15 protein-coding genes are annotated in these 17,940 nt (G+C 48.5%); 10 read left to right on the top strand and 5 right to left on the bottom strand.

What is annotated here, in order from left to right; genetic code table 11:
- The first annotated feature begins 254 nt into the window (after nucleotides 1-254).
- The 6 genes from deoC (at nucleotide 255) to EKM75_RS03810 (ending at nucleotide 7,165) form a co-directional block, all read left to right on the top strand.
- The gene (deoC, locus tag EKM75_RS03835; protein WP_125692298.1) at nucleotides 255-944 is read left to right on the top strand and encodes a deoxyribose-phosphate aldolase; all 690 of its coding nucleotides are present in this window, start codon (nucleotides 255-257) and stop codon (nucleotides 942-944) included.
- A 30-nt stretch (nucleotides 945-974) separates the two neighbouring features.
- On the top strand, nucleotides 975-2,162 hold the full coding sequence (locus EKM75_RS03830; RefSeq protein ID WP_125692296.1) for a phosphopentomutase: 1,188 nt from the start codon (nucleotides 975-977) through the stop codon (nucleotides 2,160-2,162).
- Nucleotides 2,163-2,192: 30 nt separating this feature from the next.
- Nucleotides 2,193-2,900, top strand: a complete 708-nt coding sequence (deoD, locus tag EKM75_RS03825) for a purine-nucleoside phosphorylase (RefSeq protein ID WP_125692294.1) — start codon at nucleotides 2,193-2,195, stop codon at nucleotides 2,898-2,900.
- Between the two features lie 21 nt (nucleotides 2,901-2,921).
- Entirely contained in the window at nucleotides 2,922-3,902 is a 981-nt protein-coding gene (locus EKM75_RS03820; RefSeq protein WP_125692292.1) for a sugar-binding transcriptional regulator, read from the top strand.
- Nucleotides 3,903-3,920: 18 nt separating this feature from the next.
- The gene (locus EKM75_RS03815; RefSeq protein ID WP_125692290.1) at nucleotides 3,921-5,219 is read left to right on the top strand and encodes a pyrimidine-nucleoside phosphorylase; all 1,299 of its coding nucleotides are present in this window, start codon (nucleotides 3,921-3,923) and stop codon (nucleotides 5,217-5,219) included.
- 428 nt (nucleotides 5,220-5,647) lie between these two features.
- A complete protein-coding gene (locus EKM75_RS03810; RefSeq protein WP_125692288.1) occupies nucleotides 5,648-7,165 on the top strand; it encodes a gamma-glutamylcysteine synthetase in 1,518 nt (505 codons plus the stop codon).
- A 111-nt stretch (nucleotides 7,166-7,276) separates the two neighbouring features.
- Here the strand turns inward: EKM75_RS03810 and EKM75_RS03805 are convergent, their stop codons facing one another.
- From EKM75_RS03805 to gnd, 4 genes are all read right to left on the bottom strand, one after another.
- The gene (locus EKM75_RS03805; protein ID WP_125692286.1) at nucleotides 7,277-8,596 is read right to left on the bottom strand and encodes an APC family permease; all 1,320 of its coding nucleotides are present in this window, start codon (nucleotides 8,594-8,596) and stop codon (nucleotides 7,277-7,279) included.
- 448 nt (nucleotides 8,597-9,044) lie between these two features.
- A complete protein-coding gene (locus tag EKM75_RS03800) occupies nucleotides 9,045-10,403 on the bottom strand; it encodes a gluconate:H+ symporter (RefSeq protein ID WP_125692284.1) in 1,359 nt (452 codons plus the stop codon).
- A 168-nt stretch (nucleotides 10,404-10,571) separates the two neighbouring features.
- Entirely contained in the window at nucleotides 10,572-12,122 is a 1,551-nt protein-coding gene (gene gntK, locus EKM75_RS03795; RefSeq protein WP_125692282.1) for a gluconokinase, read from the bottom strand.
- 33 nt (nucleotides 12,123-12,155) lie between these two features.
- Complete coding sequence (gene gnd, locus EKM75_RS03790; RefSeq protein ID WP_125692280.1) at nucleotides 12,156-13,061, bottom strand: phosphogluconate dehydrogenase (NAD(+)-dependent, decarboxylating); 906 nt, start codon at nucleotides 13,059-13,061, stop codon at nucleotides 12,156-12,158.
- Between the two features lie 141 nt (nucleotides 13,062-13,202).
- On the opposite strand from gnd, the gene EKM75_RS03785 reads away from it, so the two are divergent.
- On the top strand, nucleotides 13,203-14,066 hold the full coding sequence (locus tag EKM75_RS03785; RefSeq protein WP_225426652.1) for a MurR/RpiR family transcriptional regulator: 864 nt from the start codon (nucleotides 13,203-13,205) through the stop codon (nucleotides 14,064-14,066).
- Nucleotides 14,067-14,123: 57 nt separating this feature from the next.
- Entirely contained in the window at nucleotides 14,124-14,888 is a 765-nt protein-coding gene (locus EKM75_RS03780; protein WP_125692278.1) for a GH25 family lysozyme, read from the top strand.
- Nucleotides 14,889-14,974: 86 nt separating this feature from the next.
- On the opposite strand, the gene EKM75_RS03775 is transcribed toward EKM75_RS03780, so the two are convergent.
- Nucleotides 14,975-15,343, bottom strand: coding sequence for a DUF4828 domain-containing protein (locus EKM75_RS03775; protein WP_125692276.1), 369 nt, complete (start codon nucleotides 15,341-15,343; stop codon nucleotides 14,975-14,977).
- A gap of 218 nt (nucleotides 15,344-15,561) precedes the next feature.
- On the opposite strand from EKM75_RS03775, the gene EKM75_RS03770 reads away from it, so the two are divergent.
- Nucleotides 15,562-16,563: a Gfo/Idh/MocA family oxidoreductase gene (locus EKM75_RS03770; protein WP_125692440.1), complete on the top strand. Its 1,002-nt coding sequence runs from the start codon at nucleotides 15,562-15,564 to the stop codon at nucleotides 16,561-16,563.
- 15 nt (nucleotides 16,564-16,578) lie between these two features.
- Entirely contained in the window at nucleotides 16,579-17,934 is a 1,356-nt protein-coding gene (locus tag EKM75_RS03765; RefSeq protein ID WP_125692274.1) for a DEAD/DEAH box helicase, read from the top strand.
- The last annotated feature ends 6 nt before the right edge of the window (nucleotides 17,935-17,940 follow it).

Genomic DNA, 17,940 nt, shown 5'->3' with positions numbered 1-17,940 from the left:
AATTCAAAAGAATTTTTGACAACAAAGATGCCCACTTGAACGTCATGACCATGAACCAAATCATTTTATTTTGAGTTTATGAAAGCTTGGTATCACTACAATAATTATAGTAAAACGATATACCTGATTTACATTAAATGAAAGATAAATGTTTCACAAGAAGCAGGCAAAATGAACATTGGTGCAGCGAAGGGGTTTACAAATGTGCAGGATTCCGGTATTCTATGATAGACAAATGAAAGGGGTTTCATACTATGACATTAACGACTGAAGAACTCGCAAAGTACATGGATCACACCAACTTGAAGGCGGATGCCACTGAGGCAAGTATCAAGCAAACTTGTGACGAAGCTGCCAAATTTAACACGGCTTCCGTCTGTGTTAACTCCTACTGGATTCCGTTCGTTACTGAGCAATTGAAGAACACGGATGTAAATCCAATCGCCGTTGTTGGTTTCCCATTAGGCGCTATGGCAACACCTAGTGAAGTCTTTGAAGCAACGCAAGCTATTGAAGATGGCGCTGAAGAAATCGATATGGTAATCAACGTTGGTGAATTAAAGTCTGGCAACGACGAGGTCGTTGAAGCGGACATCAAAGCTTTAGCAACTGCCGTTCACGCTAAGGGTAAGTTATTGAAGGTTATCTTGGAAACCTGCTTGTTAAACAATGAAGAAATCGTTCGCGGTTGCCAACTGAGCGAAAAGGCTGGTGCAGACTTCGTGAAGACTTCTACTGGTTTCTCAACTGCTGGTGCTAAGCTGGAAGACGTTAAATTGATGCGGGAAACTGTTGGTGACCGCTTAGGCGTGAAGGCTTCTGGTGGGATTCATAGTAAGGACGAAGCTTTAGCCATGATCGATGCTGGTGCTAGCCGGTTAGGGGTCAGTGCAACGGTCGCTATCTTAACGGGTGAATCAGCACAGGCTAAGTCGGGCTACTAGAAGTTAATTTGTGAAAGCGGGGTTATCAGAATGAAGTACAAACGTATTTTTGGGTTAGTCATGGACTCTGTTGGTGCGGGAGCTGCACCGGATGCCGATAAATTTGGCGACGTGGGCTCCGACACTCTGGGTCACGTGGGTCATCATTTCGGAGGTAAGCTGGCCTTACCAAACTTAGCAAAACTGGGATTATCTAATTTGCACGAAACACCAATCGAGGGTGTTCCGGTGGCTGAAGCGCCTAAGGCTTACTATGGTAAGATGCGGGAAATCTCAGCCGGCAAGGATTCCATGGATGGTCACTGGGAAATGATGGGGTTACCTGTGCGTCAGGCACTGGATACATTCCCTAACGGATTCCCCGCTGATATCATCGAAAAATTGGAAGCGTTCTCAGGACGAAAGGTCATTGGCAATCGGCCTGAATCTGGGACGAAAATCATCGCAGAACTGGGGGAGCAACAGATGGCTAAGGGTGACCTGATTGTCTACACCTCTGGTGATTCTGTTCTCCAGATTGCGGCACACGAAGACGTGATTCCTTTGGCAGAGCTGTACAAGATTTGCGAATACGCCCGATCATTGGTTAATGGCCCCGACTACTTGGTTGGTCGAATCATTGCCCGGCCATACGTAGGTCCAGATGCTGACCACTTTACGCGGACCGCTAACCGGCGGGACTTTACGTTGGAACCAACTGGTGAAACCGACTTGGATCGTTTGCAAAAAGCTGGCGTTCGCGTAGTGGCTGTGGGTAAGACGAATGATATCTTCTCAGGTCATGGCATCGATGAAGGCTACCATAACGAAAGTAACATGGATGGGATGGATCACGTTGACCACGTTATGACGGAGGACTTTACCGGCTTCTGCTTCATTAACTTAGTTGATTTTGACGCCATGTACGGCCACCGACGGAATCCAGATGGGTTTGGTCAAGCGCTGATGGACTTTGATGCCCGCTTAGGGACGGTCTTGGACAACATGCATGACGACGACCTCTTACTGATTACGGCCGATCACGGGAACGACCCAACCTTTAGAGGAACGGACCACACCCGTGAACAGGTACCACTATTGGCCTACTCACCAAGCTTTAAGCAGGGTGGGAGTCTCGGTGTTCGGTCACCATTCTCTGACTTTGGGGCGACTGTGTTGGATAACTTTGGGGTGGCTGGTAACGAAGAAGGCCACAGTTTCTTAGCAGACTTGAAATAGTTGCGACAACCATTTTAGGAGGAACTAATCATGAGTAATCATTTGGAAGCAAAGATAGGCGAAATTGCAGACACTGTTTTACTGCCAGGTGACCCATTACGGGCGAAGTACATTGCTGAAACGTTCTTAGAAAATCCAGTTTGCTATAACCGGGTTCGGAATGCCTTTGGCTACACTGGGACTTACAAGGGTAAAAAAGTTTCCGTACAAGGTACTGGGATGGGAATTCCGTCCATCTCCATCTATGCGCATGAATTGATCAACGATTATGGTGTTAAGAAGTTGTTCCGGGTAGGCACCTCTGGTGGGATGAGTCCCGACGTGCACGTTCGTGACGTGGTGCTGGCTCAGGCTGCCACAACTGATTCTTCCATTATTCATAACACGTTTGGCGGCGGAATCTACTATGCACCAATCAGTGACTTTGGTTTGTTAGACACGGCCTACCACGCTGCTCAAGACCTGAACATTCCAGTACGGGTGGGGAACGTCTTAGCGGAAGACCGATTCTACAATGATGAAATGGATCGTCAAAAGTTGGTGGACTACGGTGTCATTGCCACGGAAATGGAATCGGCAGCGCTCTTCATGTTGGCTGCTAAGTTCAACGTCCGAGCACTTTCCGTTCTGACTATCAGTAACCACTTGATGACCGGCGAATCAACGTCAGCTGAAGAACGGGAAAAATCCTTTAACGACATGATCAAGGTTGCTTTGGAGGCGGCCGTTAAAGGATAAGACAAATGAGGAGGCAATCTAATGACGGAGACGACGGAACAGCGATTGGCCCAAGGGTTAACGGTCGCTAAGATGTACTACCAAGCTGATCAAAGTCAAAGTCAGATTGCTGCCAAACTAGGAATCTCGCGACCAACCGTATCCCGGCTGCTACAGTTTGCGCGGGAACAAGGGGTGGTACGCATTCAAATCGTGGACCCCGTGCAGGACGTGCAAACGCTGGAACAAGCGTTAACCGCAGCCTATCACGTCGACGTTCACGTTGTGCCTAGTCGGTCGACTGGTGCGGATGAACTCTTAAATGCGGTGGGACAATACGCCGCGCGCTACTTAGAAACAATTGTGAAAGAGCATGATGTGATTGGCATCGGGTGGGGCAAGACCATTTATGCAATTGGGTCAAACCTGCAGCCGGATACCCTGACCGGGGTAGAGGTCATTCAACTCAAGGGAAGTGTCAGTTATTCAACGGAGCACACCTACGCTTACGAAAGCATTGACGCCTTTGCCAACGCTTTTCACGCAGTACCCCAGTATTTGCCGCTACCAGTGATTTTTGACCACCAACAAACTAAGGAATTGGTGGAAGCGGAGCGGCATATTCAATACTTACTTGAGTTAGGACGCAAAGCCAACATCGCAATCTATTCAGTTGGTACCGTCCGTAGCAACGCATTGGTCTTTCAGTTGGGCTACCTGCATACGAATGAACAAGCTTTTTTGCAGGAACATGCAGTGGGGGATATCTTCTCACGCTACATCGACGAGAATGGTGAAATCGTTGCGCCAACGTTAAACCAACGAACCATTGGCATTGATCTCGATAACTTGCGGCAAAAGGATCATTCGATTCTGGTGGCTGCCGGTGACGCGAAGGTGCCGGCGGTACGAGCGGCACTGCTAGGTGGTTATCCGAACTGCCTCATTATTGATCAACACGCAGCAGCACAACTATTGAAGCTGGCACCCGCTACTGATGCGGTCAAGCCAGCAGTCGATTAGAAATGGAGTGGCTGAATTATGAGAATGGTAGACATTATTGATAAGAAACGTAACGGTGGCGAACTGACTAAGGAAGAAATTCAAACCTTCGTTGACGGTGTCGTCTCCGGTGAAATTCCAGATTACCAAACTAGTGCCTTTTTAATGGCGACCTACTTCAAGGACATGACGGATGAGGAACGTTCCGAACTCACCATGGCGATGATGAAGTCCGGGGACCATTTGGACCTATCCAGTATTCCTGGGATGAAGGTCGATAAGCATTCGACGGGTGGTGTTGGTGATAAGACGAGTATTCCACTAGCACCAATTGTTGCTGCGCTCGGTATCCCTGTTCCCATGATCTCTGGGCGGGGGCTTGGGCACACTGGTGGAACCTTGGATAAATTGGAAGCGATTCCAGGATACCAAGTAGAAATCAGTGAGTCAGATTTCTTACAACAGGTAAAAGACCAGGGACTTGCCATCGTTGGTGCGACTGGCAACATTGCCCCAGCTGATAAAAAGATCTACGCCCTGCGTGACGTGACGGATACGGTGGACTCAATTCCACTGATTGCTAGCTCCATCATGAGTAAGAAGATTGCTTCTGGCACCGATGCGTTGGTTATTGATGTGAAGACCGGTGCGGGGGCTTTCATGAAGACATTGGATGATTCCCGTGAATTGGCGAAGGCCTTGGTGGGAATTGGTAAAGGTGTTGGCATGGACTGCATGGCCATTATTTCAGACATGAACCAACCCCTGGGAAACGCTATTGGGAATGCCTTGGAAATCAAGGAATCCATTGACCTTCTGAAGGGCGAAGCTCCGGCTGATATTACTGATTTAGTACTGACATTAGGGTCCCACATGGTCGTTATGTCTGGTAAAGCGAAGGACTTGGATGAGGCCCGGGCAATGTGTGAGAAGACCATTGAAGATGGTTCCGCACTGAAGAAATTCGGCGACATGGTTGCTGCTCAGGGCGGTGACCGAAATGTGATCGATCATCCCGAAATTATGCCCCAAGCGAAGTTCAAGATTCCACTGCTTGCTAAGAGCAGTGGGGTTGTGAGTCAAGTTGAGGCTGATGAAATGGGAATTGCCAGCATGTTACTGGGTGGTGGTCGCCAGAAGGCCGATGACCAGCTTGATTACGCCGTTGGTATCATGATGAATAAGAAGGTCGGGGACGCCGTCAAGGAAGGCGACACGCTGCTGACTATCTACAGCAATCGTGAAGACGTTGCTGACATTAAGGAACGACTCTACGCGAACATTGAAATTAGTGCCAGCGCTAAGCCATTCACGTTGATTCACGAAACGGTTCGGTAAGCGTGCCACTAGCTACTCTAGCGCTAACGTTTCGACTGAATAAGTAAGGGTTTGGGACTTTGGTTCCAGACCTTTTTTAGCTGCGTTTAATTTACTAACGAAATTCAGCGAGAAAATGTCACCCCCTAACGATGGAGTGAGTCAGAATACGTAGAATTCACAACAAAATCTGATTTACCTGAAGATTGGCAAGTGGTCGAACAGTTCATGTTGGCTTAGCTGACGTAATCCTGTCAGGCGGTGAATGGGAGGGATGAACGCGTAGCTGGTGATTCAACGCAAGGCTCTCTTAATAACGGGATGACACAAGAATGTGAGGACCTCATATTTTTTGTAAAATATGCCACAATAAGAGTGACAGGGGCATCAATATTGTTTACACTTTAGGGTAAAGTTAATCAAACTGAAGGTCAGGGGATGATACCGCCATGCTGGACAATTTATTAGCGGTTATTCGTGAAGAAAACTTATCGGAACAACTTTATCACAGTCTTGTCGGGTTAGAGATTGAAGAACAACGCATTGATAAACAGGGCCGGTTAAGTCGACAGCCACATCCTAGCAAGCTGGGATCCCGGACATTTCATCCGTACATCCAAACTGATTTTACTGAAACGCAACTTGAAATTATTACGGACCCGAACCCCAACATCGGCGGAACGTTAGACCAATTGGATACACTCCAGACGGTCGCTTATCGCTCACTTGAGGGGCCAGACCGAATCTGGCCGTTGAGTATGCCACCGGTCATGGATCACGACGACTTGCAGTTTGTGGCAGACCATTTTGAGAGGCCAGCCATGCGGCCTTACCGTGAATACCTGGTCAAAAAGTACGGGCTCCAACACGGGTGTCTCACGGGAGTTCACTTGAATTACAGCCTGCCAGATCCCGTTATTCACCGCCTGTACAGTCACTACACCTCAGAGTTTAGCTCACTGGTTGCTTTTAAGAATGCGTTGTATTTCCGAATTGCACAAAATTTTGTGCGGCATCAGTGGCTGTTGACGTATCTCTTTGGGGCTAGTCCGATTGCTGAGAAGGGATTCTTTGACCTGAAGCCGGAAGCCTTGCATAATCCGGTACGAAGCATTCGCAACAGTCGGTATGGCTTCGTAAACCTGCCACAGGAGCAAGTGACCTACACGTCGCTGCCAGCTCATCTGACACAGTTACAGCGCTTGATTGATGACGGGACTTACTTCTCCGCTCACGAATTTTATGGTCCGGTCCGATTGAAGGGGCAGGCCAATGAACGGGACTTTTTGACGGGGGGCATCCAGTACTTGGAACTACGCGACTTCGATAATACGCCGTTCACCGGGAACGGCGTCAGTCGCCACGCCCTATACTTCATTAAAATGTTCATGATTTACCTGCTAACGGAACAGTTGCCGGATAATCTGGCAGATGAGCTAACCATTGCGCGGGCCAAGAACCAGGAAGTAGCGTTGGAGAATCCGTTAACGCCCACCAAGTTCCAGGACGAGGGGGAGCGAATTTTCGCTGATCTCCGGGAAATGGCCGATCAGATTGGCGCACACACCGAACACTGGGGAGTCATCGATGACTTGGAAGAGGTGTTGATGCACCCTGAATTAACGCCGGCAGCTAAGATGTTGACGCACATTGAGGACGATAGTTTGATGGCCTTTGGACAGTCGGTGGCGCGGCGTTGGTATCAGGAGCGGACGACCACCAAGGACCTATTGCCCCAACTGCGGCGACTTGATCCGCAATCGCAACGTTTCATTTTATCGGCCTTACAGGCGGGGGTCCGGTTTTATCAGGTCCGTGATGAAGATGGTGCAGATCTCTTGATGTTCACGTTTGATGGCGTGACACAGGTTCTCGGCGAACGAGAGACTAAAGTCGATAATCCAGTGGAGCATCTGCGGCGGTTGTTCCCAGACCTGCCACCCTTGCCGGAACAGCCAGCAGAATAAGTTTATTTTTGATAAGTGAACAACAATTTTAATTTAAAATAAACGGCTACACAGATTTTCCGTTTGGAAAACTTGTGTAGCCGTTTTTAGATGGTACAAAAATCAGTAAAGTTATTTCAACGTTGGTCGTTGATGCCAGTAGTAAATGGGTAGTCCCAGTAAAGTGAGTACCAATCCAGTGACAGCCAAGCCAGGTTCAGTCACGAGGGTCGTGATGAGGATGAAAAAGCCACCAAGTAGAGCAATCAACGGGATGATGGGATACCAGGGGACGCGATAAGGTCGCTTTAGTTCTGGTTCCCGTTTGCGCAAGCGGAAGACGGCAATGAAGATGAAACAGTTGAAGACCCACATGACGAAGACCAACATGTCCGTCAACAGGTCAAAACTACCTAACAACATCATAATTAGCGCGATAGCAAACTGAACGCTACCAGCGAAGTAGGGGACATAGGTGTGACGTGACAGCCGTCGAAAGTATTTTGAAAACGGCAAGTTGTCCTCCTCAGCCATGGCAAAGGGGACGCGCATACCGGTCAGTGTATAACCGTTGATGGCGCCATAAACGGAAATCAAAATACCAATGGTCACGAGGCGACCACCAAACTGACCGAAGAGGTGGATGCTAGCTTCGGCTGCTGCATTTTGATTACCAGCAATTTGGTCAATGGGCAGGGTCTTGAGAAAGACTAAGTTGATCAAGGTATAGATGACGGTAATCAGCGTTAGACCGAGAATAATGGCGCGGGGAAGGTCCTTTTCAGGACGTTTCATTTCACCAGCAATATTCCCAATTCCAATCCAACCATCGTAGGCAAACATAGTGGCAACGAGGCTCGCCGAGAAGGCGCCACCCCATCCCAGGTGATGGCCAGTGGAGATCGGCCAGAAGCTTAGAGGCACGTTAGCGGGGACAAACAGGCCAACACCGACGATGACGGCTATGGGGAGCAATTTGAAAATTAAAGCGACCGATTGGACGGTTCCACCAACCCGGGCACCCAGAAAGTTAAGGGCGGTAATACTGCCGCCACAGAGGATGGCTATGGGTAACTGCCACGCACTACTGAGGTGAAATAGGGCCAACCACTGCGTGCTAAAAACGATGGACAAGGCGGCAATGTTAGCTGGATAGTAGACCAGTAGTTGCGCCCAGCCCATCAAGAATCCCAGTGGCTTACCATAGGCGTATTCCAGGTAACGCATGGCGCCACCCGTTCGTGGGATGGCGGCCGCGAGTTCTGCACTGGTCAACCCAGCACATAACGTTAACAGACCACCAACCACCCAGGCAAGGAGGGTCATATTGGCCGAATGATTGGCTGCAATAACGCTAGCCGTTTTGAAGAAGACCCCGCCTCCAATCACGGTACCCATGACGGTGGCTAGGGCGGTAAAGGTGCCGATTTCTCGGCGTAGTTCTTTTGCCAAGGTAAGTTGAAACTCCTCTCTCTTTATGCGGGATTCAACTATTATAGCACTTACCTTTTATTGGGTGGATGAGAATTTTAATCAAATCAATTGGAAATGTGGAGGCACCACTGTTGGACAGGGGCCACTGTAGGGACCGAAGCAAACCAAAGGGGGGACTTGCCGTGCAACTAACAGCCTCAGAAAGGCGATAAGTTTCCTAGATTGTCCCATGATGTTACCAGGCTTAAAACGCTTGATAACATCGTTGAGGCTGCGGTTTTCCTGTCCGGGTCCTGACTTTGGGGAGGTTCATTATTGTTTGGAAGCAATGACTATTCAGAGCCGCAGGCGGTCAATTGTCCACCTTTTATGTATCGATGTAGTTATACAAAAAAAGCTTCCAGGAATAATACCCGGAAGCCCAAAGTAGATCAATTTGTCAGAAAAATTAATTAAAGGTCAGTTGTTAGTGGAAACCAAGGTTCAGGAGCAGCACAATCAGCAGACCGACCACGGCGATGATTGTTTCCAATACCGTCCAGATACTTAACGTTTGCTTAACAGTTAAGTCGAAGTATTCGCGGAACATCCAGAACCCGGCATCGTTCACGTGAGAAGCGGCTAAGGAACCAGCACCAATGGCCAGAACCATCAGGGCAGGGTCAACACCAGATTGGGCCATCAATGGGGCCACAATTCCGGCAGCAGTCAGTGCGGAAACCGTTGCGGAACCCAGAGCGATACGGAGAACCACAGCGACTAACCAACCCAGAACTAATGGGGACATGTTAGAGTCGATGAACAATTTGGCAACTTCTTTACCAACACCACCGTCAATCAGGACTTGTTTGAAGGCCCCACCACCACCGATAACTAACAGTAGCATAGCGATGGACTTCACAGCATTTTCCAGAGTGGCCATGATATCAGCGGTCTTACGCTTCCGGCCCCAACCCATGGTGAACATCGCAACCATAAGTGAAATCAACATCGCGATGGCTGGGTCACCAATCAAGGCAACGATTTGGTCCAGCAAGGTGGCGTTCTTGGTAGGCGTGGTCCCACCGTCGACCGTCATCTTGTAGATGGTCGTGATGGCCATCAGGATAACGGGGAAGAGGGAAGTCAGAACGGATAAACCAAAGCTAGGTGCTTCGGAAGGCTTAAACGTTTTGATGGTACCTAATGAAGACAAGTTTCCTTTTTGATTGAAGGCATCTGGTGCGAACTTCTGTGCTAACTTCGTAAACATTGGACCGGCGATAATTGCACAAGGAATCGCAACTACTAAACCGAATAAGAGAACCTTACCATCGTTGGCACCTAACACTTGCGCAATGGCAACTGGTGCGGGGTGAGGTGGCAGGAATCCGTGGGTAACGGATAGAGCGGCTGCCATAGAAATTCCGAGGTAGAGAATTGGAACTTCTGCTTCAACGGCAATGGCAAAGACGATAGGAATCAAGAGGACCATTCCGACTTCGAAGAAGAGGGCAATACCGAGAATAAATGAAGCAAGCATAATGGCCATTTGCAGCCGCTGCTTCCCGAATTTGTCGATTAAGGTCGTGGCGATAACGTAGGCCCCACCGGCGTCGGCAACTAACCGACCCAGCATGGCACCAAACCCAAAGACCAAGGACAGCTCGCCTAATTGGCTCCCAATCCCGGACTCGATTGTCATGGCAATTTTGGTTAAGTCCATTCCTAAGAGAATTGCAGTAAGGACGGAGGTAAGAATCAGGGAAACGAAAGTATTGATCTTAAATTTAATAATGAGGACCAATAAGAAGATGACCCCGATGAGTAAAGCTATAAGTTCCATTGGAAGTAAGCCCTTTCATTTTCAAAATTTTGAAAAGCCAACGGTGTAAGCGCTGGCTTCTCAATCAAGTAGACATATTGTACTTGATAAATTCTCGTTTGTACATAAGAAACTTTCAAAAAAGTTAATTAATTTAGTTGGTTTTCTGAAAGTACTAAAGTCGCCAAACTACTTGGTGTCTGATTGGTGAACATAAGTACGTTGATACTCAGCAATGTTCTTGTATTCTGATTGTAATTGCCGACTAAGGCGAATGTAAATCGGAACTAAGGCACGGTAAGCATCGTAAGTTTCGGGGTTAGGGTGGTGGACGTTAGACACACCGATGAAGTTCTTCACGGCATCTAGGTCATCAATCATCCCTAAGGCGTACATCCCTAACGTTGCAGCCCCTAAGGCCGTTCCTTCAGGACTTTCAGGAATCGTGACGTCTTGTTCAAAGATGTCCGCTAACATTTGCCGCCAGAGTTCGGAACGGGCGAAACCACCCGTTGCTTGAATACTAGATGGCTTGCCAACGACTTCTTCCAAGGCGAGCATCACGGTGTAGAGGTTGTAGACAATTCCTTCCAGCGCAGCACGAACCATGTGAGCTCGTGAGTGCGTCCGGGTTAATCCGAAGAAGGAACCACGAGCGTTGGCATCCCAGATAGGTGCCCGTTCCCCACCCAAGAATGGGTGGAAAATCAGCCCGTCTGAACCAGCAGGGACCTTAGCAGCAATCTCAGTTAAGAGGTCGTAAGAGTCCACGTGCATTTGTTCAGCCGTAATCTTTTCTGGTGCGAAGAGTTGATCTCTGACCCAACGGAAGACGATTCCGCCGTTGTTTACTGGCCCACCAACGACCCAGTGGTCCTTGGATAGGTAGTAACAGAAGACCCGGCCCTTAGGGTCGATCTTCGGCTTGTCAGTGACGACCCGAACGGCACCAGAGGTTCCAATGGTCACAGCGACAACACCGGGGTTAATTGCATCAACCCCCAGGTTAGCCAGAGGACCGTCGGAAGCGCCCATGATGAATGGGGTTTGTGGATCGATACCAATTACACCCGCATAGTCGCTCTTCATGCCAGAGATTTGAGCGGTCGTGTCAACCAACTTAGGAAGTTGGTCACGCGTCACACCAGCAACTTCCAAGGCTTGGTCATCCCAGTCCATATTGAAGATGTTGAACATCCCGGTAGCGTTAGCGATGGAGTAGTCTTCTTGCAAGACGCCAAATAACTTGTAGATGACGTATTCCTTGATGCCGACGAACCAGTGAGCTTGATTGAAGAGGTCAGGCTGTTCATTGCGCAACCAAATCAACTTGCTCAGGGGGGTCATCGGGTGAATTGGTGTCCCAGTCTTTTCGTAGAGTTGTTTACCCACACCATTTTCCCGCAATTCATCCGCATACTTCACGGAACGGTTATCGGCCCAAGTAATGGCCCGAGTTAATGGCTTGTGGTTTTCGTCTAACAAGATGAGACTGTGCATGGCAGCTGAAAAAGAAACGCCATGTAATTGGCCGTTCTTTAAGTCTGCCTTACGCAGGACGGTCGTTAAACCATCAATGATAGCGGAGAAGATTTCTTCTGGATCTTCTTCAGCCATATCTGGAACATCTTGATAGAGGGGATACAGGTTGTTTGAATAACCCTGCATCTTACCTGTGGTATCGTACAATACGGTCTTGACACTGGTAGTTCCAATATCGACCCCAATCATGTAGTCCATAGTGCTCTTCCTTTCGTGTTGCTAATTTAAAGCTTATTTGTCAGCCTTGTCCATGGCGTGACCACCAAAACCGTTACGTAAAGCTGAAACGACTTTACCAGTAAAGGTGTCATCTTGCATTGACCGGTAACGCATCATCAATGACAAAGCGATAACTGGCGTAGGTACGTGGCTGTCCAAACCTTCTTGAACAGTCCATTGGCCTTCACCAGATGCATGCATCCGACCAGCAATCTTTTCCAATTCTGGATCTTCAGAAAAGGCTTCTTCAGCAAGTTCCATGAGCCAGCCCCGGATAACGGAACCGTGGCTCCATACCTTGGCAACGGCTTCGTTGTCGTAGTCAAAGTCGGACGCTTCAAGTACTTCGAAACCTTCGGCGATGGCTTGCATTTCACCATATTCGATCCCGTTGTGGACCATCTTCAAGTAGTGGCCTGAAGCGGCACGGCCGGTGTAAAGGTAGCCGTCTTTTTCGGAAATGGATTCGTAAAGTGGGCGAATCGTTTCAAAGGCTGCTTTGTTGTCCCCACCGATCATGAAGTTCCCGTGTGAACGAGCGCCTTCCATACCACCTGAAGTACCGCAATCGAAGAAGTCGATGCCCTTGGCCTTCAAGATGTCGTTGTGACGAAGTGAGTCCTTGTAGTAGGAGTTCCCACCATCGATCAAGATGTCACCCTTGCCGAGTAACGTGCTCAATGATTCGATTGTGGAGTCCGTAGGCTTACCAGCTGGAACCATGACCCAAACGATCTTAGGTGATGGTAACTTGGCAACCATGTCTTCCAAACTGTCGGCGCCTTCAGCACCTGCAGCAACAGCCTTGTCGACAAAATCCTTGTTTAAATCAAAACCAACGATCTCGTGATTGTGATCCATTGCGTTCATAGCCAAGCTAAGACCCATCTTACCTAAACCAATTAATCCGAGTTTCATGAAATTAATCTCCTTTACAAGATACGAAATTTTTCTGACAATGAGTATTATATGTAAAAAAGTTTCACATTTCAAGAGAAATGATGTAAAATGTTTACAAAAATAAAATTAAATCAAAATTCGTAACTTGGAAAGGGGACGGTGACCATCGCTCGTTCTACTATTGGCAAGATTCGGGGAACCTATGACCAATTATCTCGAACTGAAAAAAAAGTGGCACAGTTGGCGTTGGACAGTCCGGCAGTCGTCAGTGAAATGACGATCAAAGAATTGTCGAGCGCCGCAGGTGTGTCTACGGCCACCATTTCTCGTTTTGTGAAGCGCATGAACTACGCTAACTACCGGGAGTTTACCATGGCATTGATGCACACGTCTATTGAAGACACTTCGCATCCCAGTTCCTTTCCAGAACTGGCCGAGGGTGATTCACTTGCTACCATTGCAAGTAAGACGTTTCACTTTTCGATGAATTCTTTGGAGGCCACTAATGAAGCTTTGAATGAACAGGATCTCGCTCGGGCCGTTTTAAAATTGATCAACTCGAAGATGGTTAGTTTTTTTGGGCTAGGGGGCTCCTCAATTGCCGCACTGGACGGATATCACAAGTTTATGCGGACGTCGCTCAATGTAACGTATTATCCGGACTACGATATTCAGCTAATGCAGGCCGCTCGGATGGGGGAGGACGACTGTGCGGTAATTATTTCCCACTCGGGGCGGAATCATGAAACTTTAAAAATTGTGGACGAACTCAAGCGAAATGATGTGACAATCATCGCCATTACCAGTTACAGTGGGTCACCATTGGCCCAACGTGCGGATGTGGCCTTTCTTTCATTAACGGATGAAGTGAATTATCGCTCCGAGGGCATGTATTCGTTAATCTCACAACTAGCGATTTTGGACAGTCTGTTTATGATGACGGTTCTGAGGATTTCCTCACGAACCGACCATATTTTAACCAAGGTTCGCGACGTGATCGAACAGACCCGCCACGAATCCTAGGCAACATGGTATAATAGTTGGTAATCATTCCAGGTTATGGAGAAACGGTGACTGACGGTGAAACGACGAGACTATCAACCTATATATGACAACACGTTTCGCCGCCACCATCGGTTACGGCGTTGGTTAGTTGTGCTTATCTTGTTAGTGTTCGCCGGAGCTGGTTACTTTGGCTGGTATCAATGGCAGTCTCATCAGCGTGAACAACTGGCCAACTATCCGGTGCGCGGGGTGACGCTCAATCAAGACAGTGGTTACCTGGATTTTCAGCAACTAGCCAACCACGTGACCTTTGTCTACCTCCAGGCAACCTCTGGGGCGACGTATACCGACGATGATTTTAGCGACAATTATTCACGTTCGCAGGGGGCATCACTCAAGGTGGGGGTCATTCACACCTTTAGTTTCACCACGTCGGCCAAACGCCAGTACCATCACTTTAAGGCAACGGTCGGCAATAATTCTGGGACGTTGCCGATTATGGTGGCCGTTAACTACTATGGTAAATACAATAGTAATAGTCAGGATATGGCGCTTCAGGGCCAGAAACTGAAACATCTGATTGAAAAGTTACGGAGTCACTATCAGCAGGGCGTTATTGTATTTGCTAATAAACAGGTGCTTACCCAATTTGTGAAGCCAGTTTTACCCAGCCAGGACTATTGGATCGCTGGTGGTAAACTAAGTGCGAACTCGAAGCAAGTTAAGTTCATCGAATACGATGCCGATGGTTCGGTCACACAGAATGGGCAAGAACAGACCGTGGCGCGTTCTGTATTCAATGGCACTAAGCAGGACTGGCGGGCCTTTACCCGAGGATAAGTTAAATTAAACAACGACAAAAAGACTCACCCGTTAGCTTTGATTGTGTCAAAGTTGGCGGGTGAGTTCGTTAGTCTGTCAGAATTTTAGGAGTCACCATCAAGTGGGTGCATGGCATAAGTACAGTCGTCAGCTTCATCGAAGAATGAAATGGGTTGACGCTCATTGGCGTGAATCGTCAAATGATAGCCAAACTTGTCCTGAAAGGTGAGCTGCTGCTCGTTAAGGTCCTTGACCCGGACTTGAAGCTGGTGATCATCAATTTGCACGTCAAGATTAGGACTAATTTCTAACCGGTGTTGGCGTTGGTTATGGGGGTCAACAAACTGCCAGGTGCCAACGTAAAACAACGGTGAGTCACTAGGTTGTGTCTGCTGTTTCTTGCGCAACGAAAAACCACCGGTTAATCCGGCAACTAGTGAAATACCAAAAAGTGCAATCTCTCGACCCTTCACCGGTAATCCCTCCCTTGAATGAATTTACGTTAAGCTTGAAAGCGAGTTGTTAAGCTGTTTTCAATGCCGTAAGTGATTACCTCTTAAATATAACATTTTTGGCTGGGTATGCTGCAATAAATCCCTCCTTTTTGGGGAAAATTAATCCTTATGCTATCGCAGAGAGAGTCCGACTGTTAGAATGAGTTTATCAACTAAAACATGCTGGAGGGATCATGATGATTCGAATGGGAACGGTAGGTACTAACTGGATTACGCAACAGCTGGTCGAGGCATTGGCGTTGAGTAAGTCTTACGAGTTGGCGGCGGTTTATTCTCGCCATGCTGATACGGGGGCGGCCTTTGCTGCCAAGAATCACGCCCAGGCAAGCTACACGGATTACGAGGAAATGTTGACCCAGGCAGATTTGGACGCTGTTTACATTGCCTCGCCAAACAGTTTGCACTTTGAGCAAGCCATGGTGGCCATTCAGCACGACGTTTCAATTGTCGTGGAAAAGCCAGCTTTCAGCAATCGTCAAGAAATGACGGCTATTCTCGCGGCTCTCAAACAGCATCCCCAGGTTAAATTTTTCGAGGCGGCTCGGCACGTGCATACACCAAACTTCCAACAGATTGAAAAGACGCTGACCGGGTTACCTACGGTTCAAGGAGCGGCCCTGACTTTCATGAAGTATTCGTCTCGGTATGATCAAGTTCTCGACGGTGAGGCGCCTAACGTCTTTACCAAGGAATTTTCCGCTGGTGCTTTACAGGACCTCGGTGTTTATCCTATCTACTTGGCTATCGCGTTGTTTGGCCAACCTGAGAACGTCTCCCTGTTTCCAACGTTGATTGCGACTGGTGGGGATGGCAAGGGGCTAGCAGTCTTGCGGTATACGGATTATGACGTGACCGTTGCCTATGGCAAGACCAGCAATTCCTATGCTTCCTCTGAAATTTACGGACTCAAGGAAACAATTGAAATCGACAGCGCTGGTGAACTGACGAAAGTTGGGTTGCGCGATGATCAGGGGGCGTTGACGGACCTAAGTGAACCAGCCTTGGAGAATCCTATGTTGCCAGAAGTTATCGACTTTGCCCGGGTCCTGTTGGCACCAGAAGAAACGCAAAATGAAAAAGATTATCAACGGTGGCTCAAGTGGAGTATCACCGTTAACGATGTGCTTTACAGTTTACGGGTAGCGGGTAACCTCCGCTTTCCGGCTGATGAGCACTAGCAGAAAGGAAACAGTATGTTAAAACAATTTGAGGCGCATTTTAAAGATTTAGGTTACACCGAACCCACCGCTATCCAGACGGCCGTTTATGACCCCATGGTCGGTGATAAGAACGTGTTGGGGCTTGCGCCAACCGGTTCAGGGAAGACGGTGGCGTTTACGTTGCCAGCCCTGGCAAACCTGTTACCGGGAGATGGGATTCAGTTGATTGTCTTAGAACCTTCTCAAGAGTTGGCCATTCAGACCAGCCGGGTTATTCGGGACTGGGCTAAACTATTGGACTTGAAGGTCGCAGCTTTAACGGGTGGCGCTAATGTGAAACGGCAAACGGAACGGTTGAAGAAGCGCCCAGAAATCGTAGTGGGAACCCCTGGTCGGGTGTTGAACTTAGTCAGTGATCGGAAATTGAAGCTACATCTAGTTTCCCTCATGATTGTTGATGAAGCGGATGACCTGCTAACGGGTGACACGTTAGATACGGTTCGTTCGATTGCTCAGGCTGCGCCAGCGGACGTCCAACTTGGGTTCTTCTCTGCAACTGATACGCCGATTCTTCATGAATTGGACCAATGGTTTGGCCAGACCGTTGAACGAATTGACGTGCGGGACCAAGATGATACACAAGGTCAAGTGCACCACGGGATGTTAGAAGTGGGGATGGGCAAGCGTGATCAGATGCTCAAACGGTTATTGGCAATGCCTAATTTCCGGGCGTTGGTCTTCTTCAAGCAAGCCAACACTTTACGGAAAACGGCGACGCGTTTTTACCATGACCACGTGTCTGCTGCCAGCCTGACGAGTGATTTGCGCCAGGTACAACGAGAAAAGGCCTTGCAGGATTTTCGACTAGGGCACATCAAGTTATTGCTGACGACTGATGTGGCGGCACGGGGATTAGATATTCCGAAGCTACCAGCTGTCATCAACTATGACCTCCCAACCTCGGTCAACGAATACGTTCACCGGGTCGGTCGGACTGGTCGGATGGGGGAACCAGGCCAAGTAATCAGCCTGGGGGATGACCATGACTTACGGGACTTGAAGAAACTCTTGAAGGAAACTGATTATGAGCTAGAACCCGTATACTTCAGTGGGCGGACATTGACCACTGAACGTCCGGTAGCAACGGCTAAACCAGTGGAGAAAGCCCCAGTAGCGGTAACTTCTGCGGCGGCTAAGCAGTCAGCCACAGTTGAGGCGGCAGCTACGGTAGACGGCCCAGTGCAACCAGCTAAGCGGAAGCCCCGCAAGGCAGCTGCGGCCAAGGTGGAGACACCGAACCCAACTAAGAAAAAGAAGCACAAGAACCGGCATACCAAGAACAAAGGAATGCGGAAAAAGTGGCGTGATCAAGACGCCCAAAATAAGTAGTCCTTT

It is taken from the genome of Levilactobacillus tongjiangensis (genome assembly GCF_003946345.1).
Lineage (GTDB): Bacteria > Bacillota > Bacilli > Lactobacillales > Lactobacillaceae > Levilactobacillus > Levilactobacillus tongjiangensis.
Note: the sequence above shows the minus strand (reverse complement) of the source record. Positions and strands in the feature narration are given on the sequence as shown.

Bases quoted from the DNA above. Each gene is read 5' to 3' on its own strand.
- deoC (WP_125692298.1), top strand. From the start codon at position 255: ATGACATTAACGACTGAAGAACTCGCAAAGTACATGGATCACACCAAC.
- EKM75_RS03830 (WP_125692296.1), top strand. From the start codon at position 975: ATGAAGTACAAACGTATTTTTGGGTTAGTCATGGACTCTGTTGGTGCG.
- deoD (WP_125692294.1), top strand. From the start codon at position 2,193: ATGAGTAATCATTTGGAAGCAAAGATAGGCGAAATTGCAGACACTGTT.
- EKM75_RS03820 (WP_125692292.1), top strand. From the start codon at position 2,922: ATGACGGAGACGACGGAACAGCGATTGGCCCAAGGGTTAACGGTCGCT.
- EKM75_RS03815 (WP_125692290.1), top strand. From the start codon at position 3,921: ATGAGAATGGTAGACATTATTGATAAGAAACGTAACGGTGGCGAACTG.
- EKM75_RS03810 (WP_125692288.1), top strand. From the start codon at position 5,648: ATGCTGGACAATTTATTAGCGGTTATTCGTGAAGAAAACTTATCGGAA.
- EKM75_RS03800 (WP_125692284.1), bottom strand. From the start codon at position 10,403: ATGGAACTTATAGCTTTACTCATCGGGGTCATCTTCTTATTGGTCCTC.
- gntK (WP_125692282.1), bottom strand. From the start codon at position 12,122: ATGGACTACATGATTGGGGTCGATATTGGAACTACCAGTGTCAAGACC.
- gnd (WP_125692280.1), bottom strand. From the start codon at position 13,061: ATGAAACTCGGATTAATTGGTTTAGGTAAGATGGGTCTTAGCTTGGCT.
- EKM75_RS03770 (WP_125692440.1), top strand. From the start codon at position 15,562: ATGATTCGAATGGGAACGGTAGGTACTAACTGGATTACGCAACAGCTG.
- EKM75_RS03765 (WP_125692274.1), top strand. From the start codon at position 16,579: ATGTTAAAACAATTTGAGGCGCATTTTAAAGATTTAGGTTACACCGAA.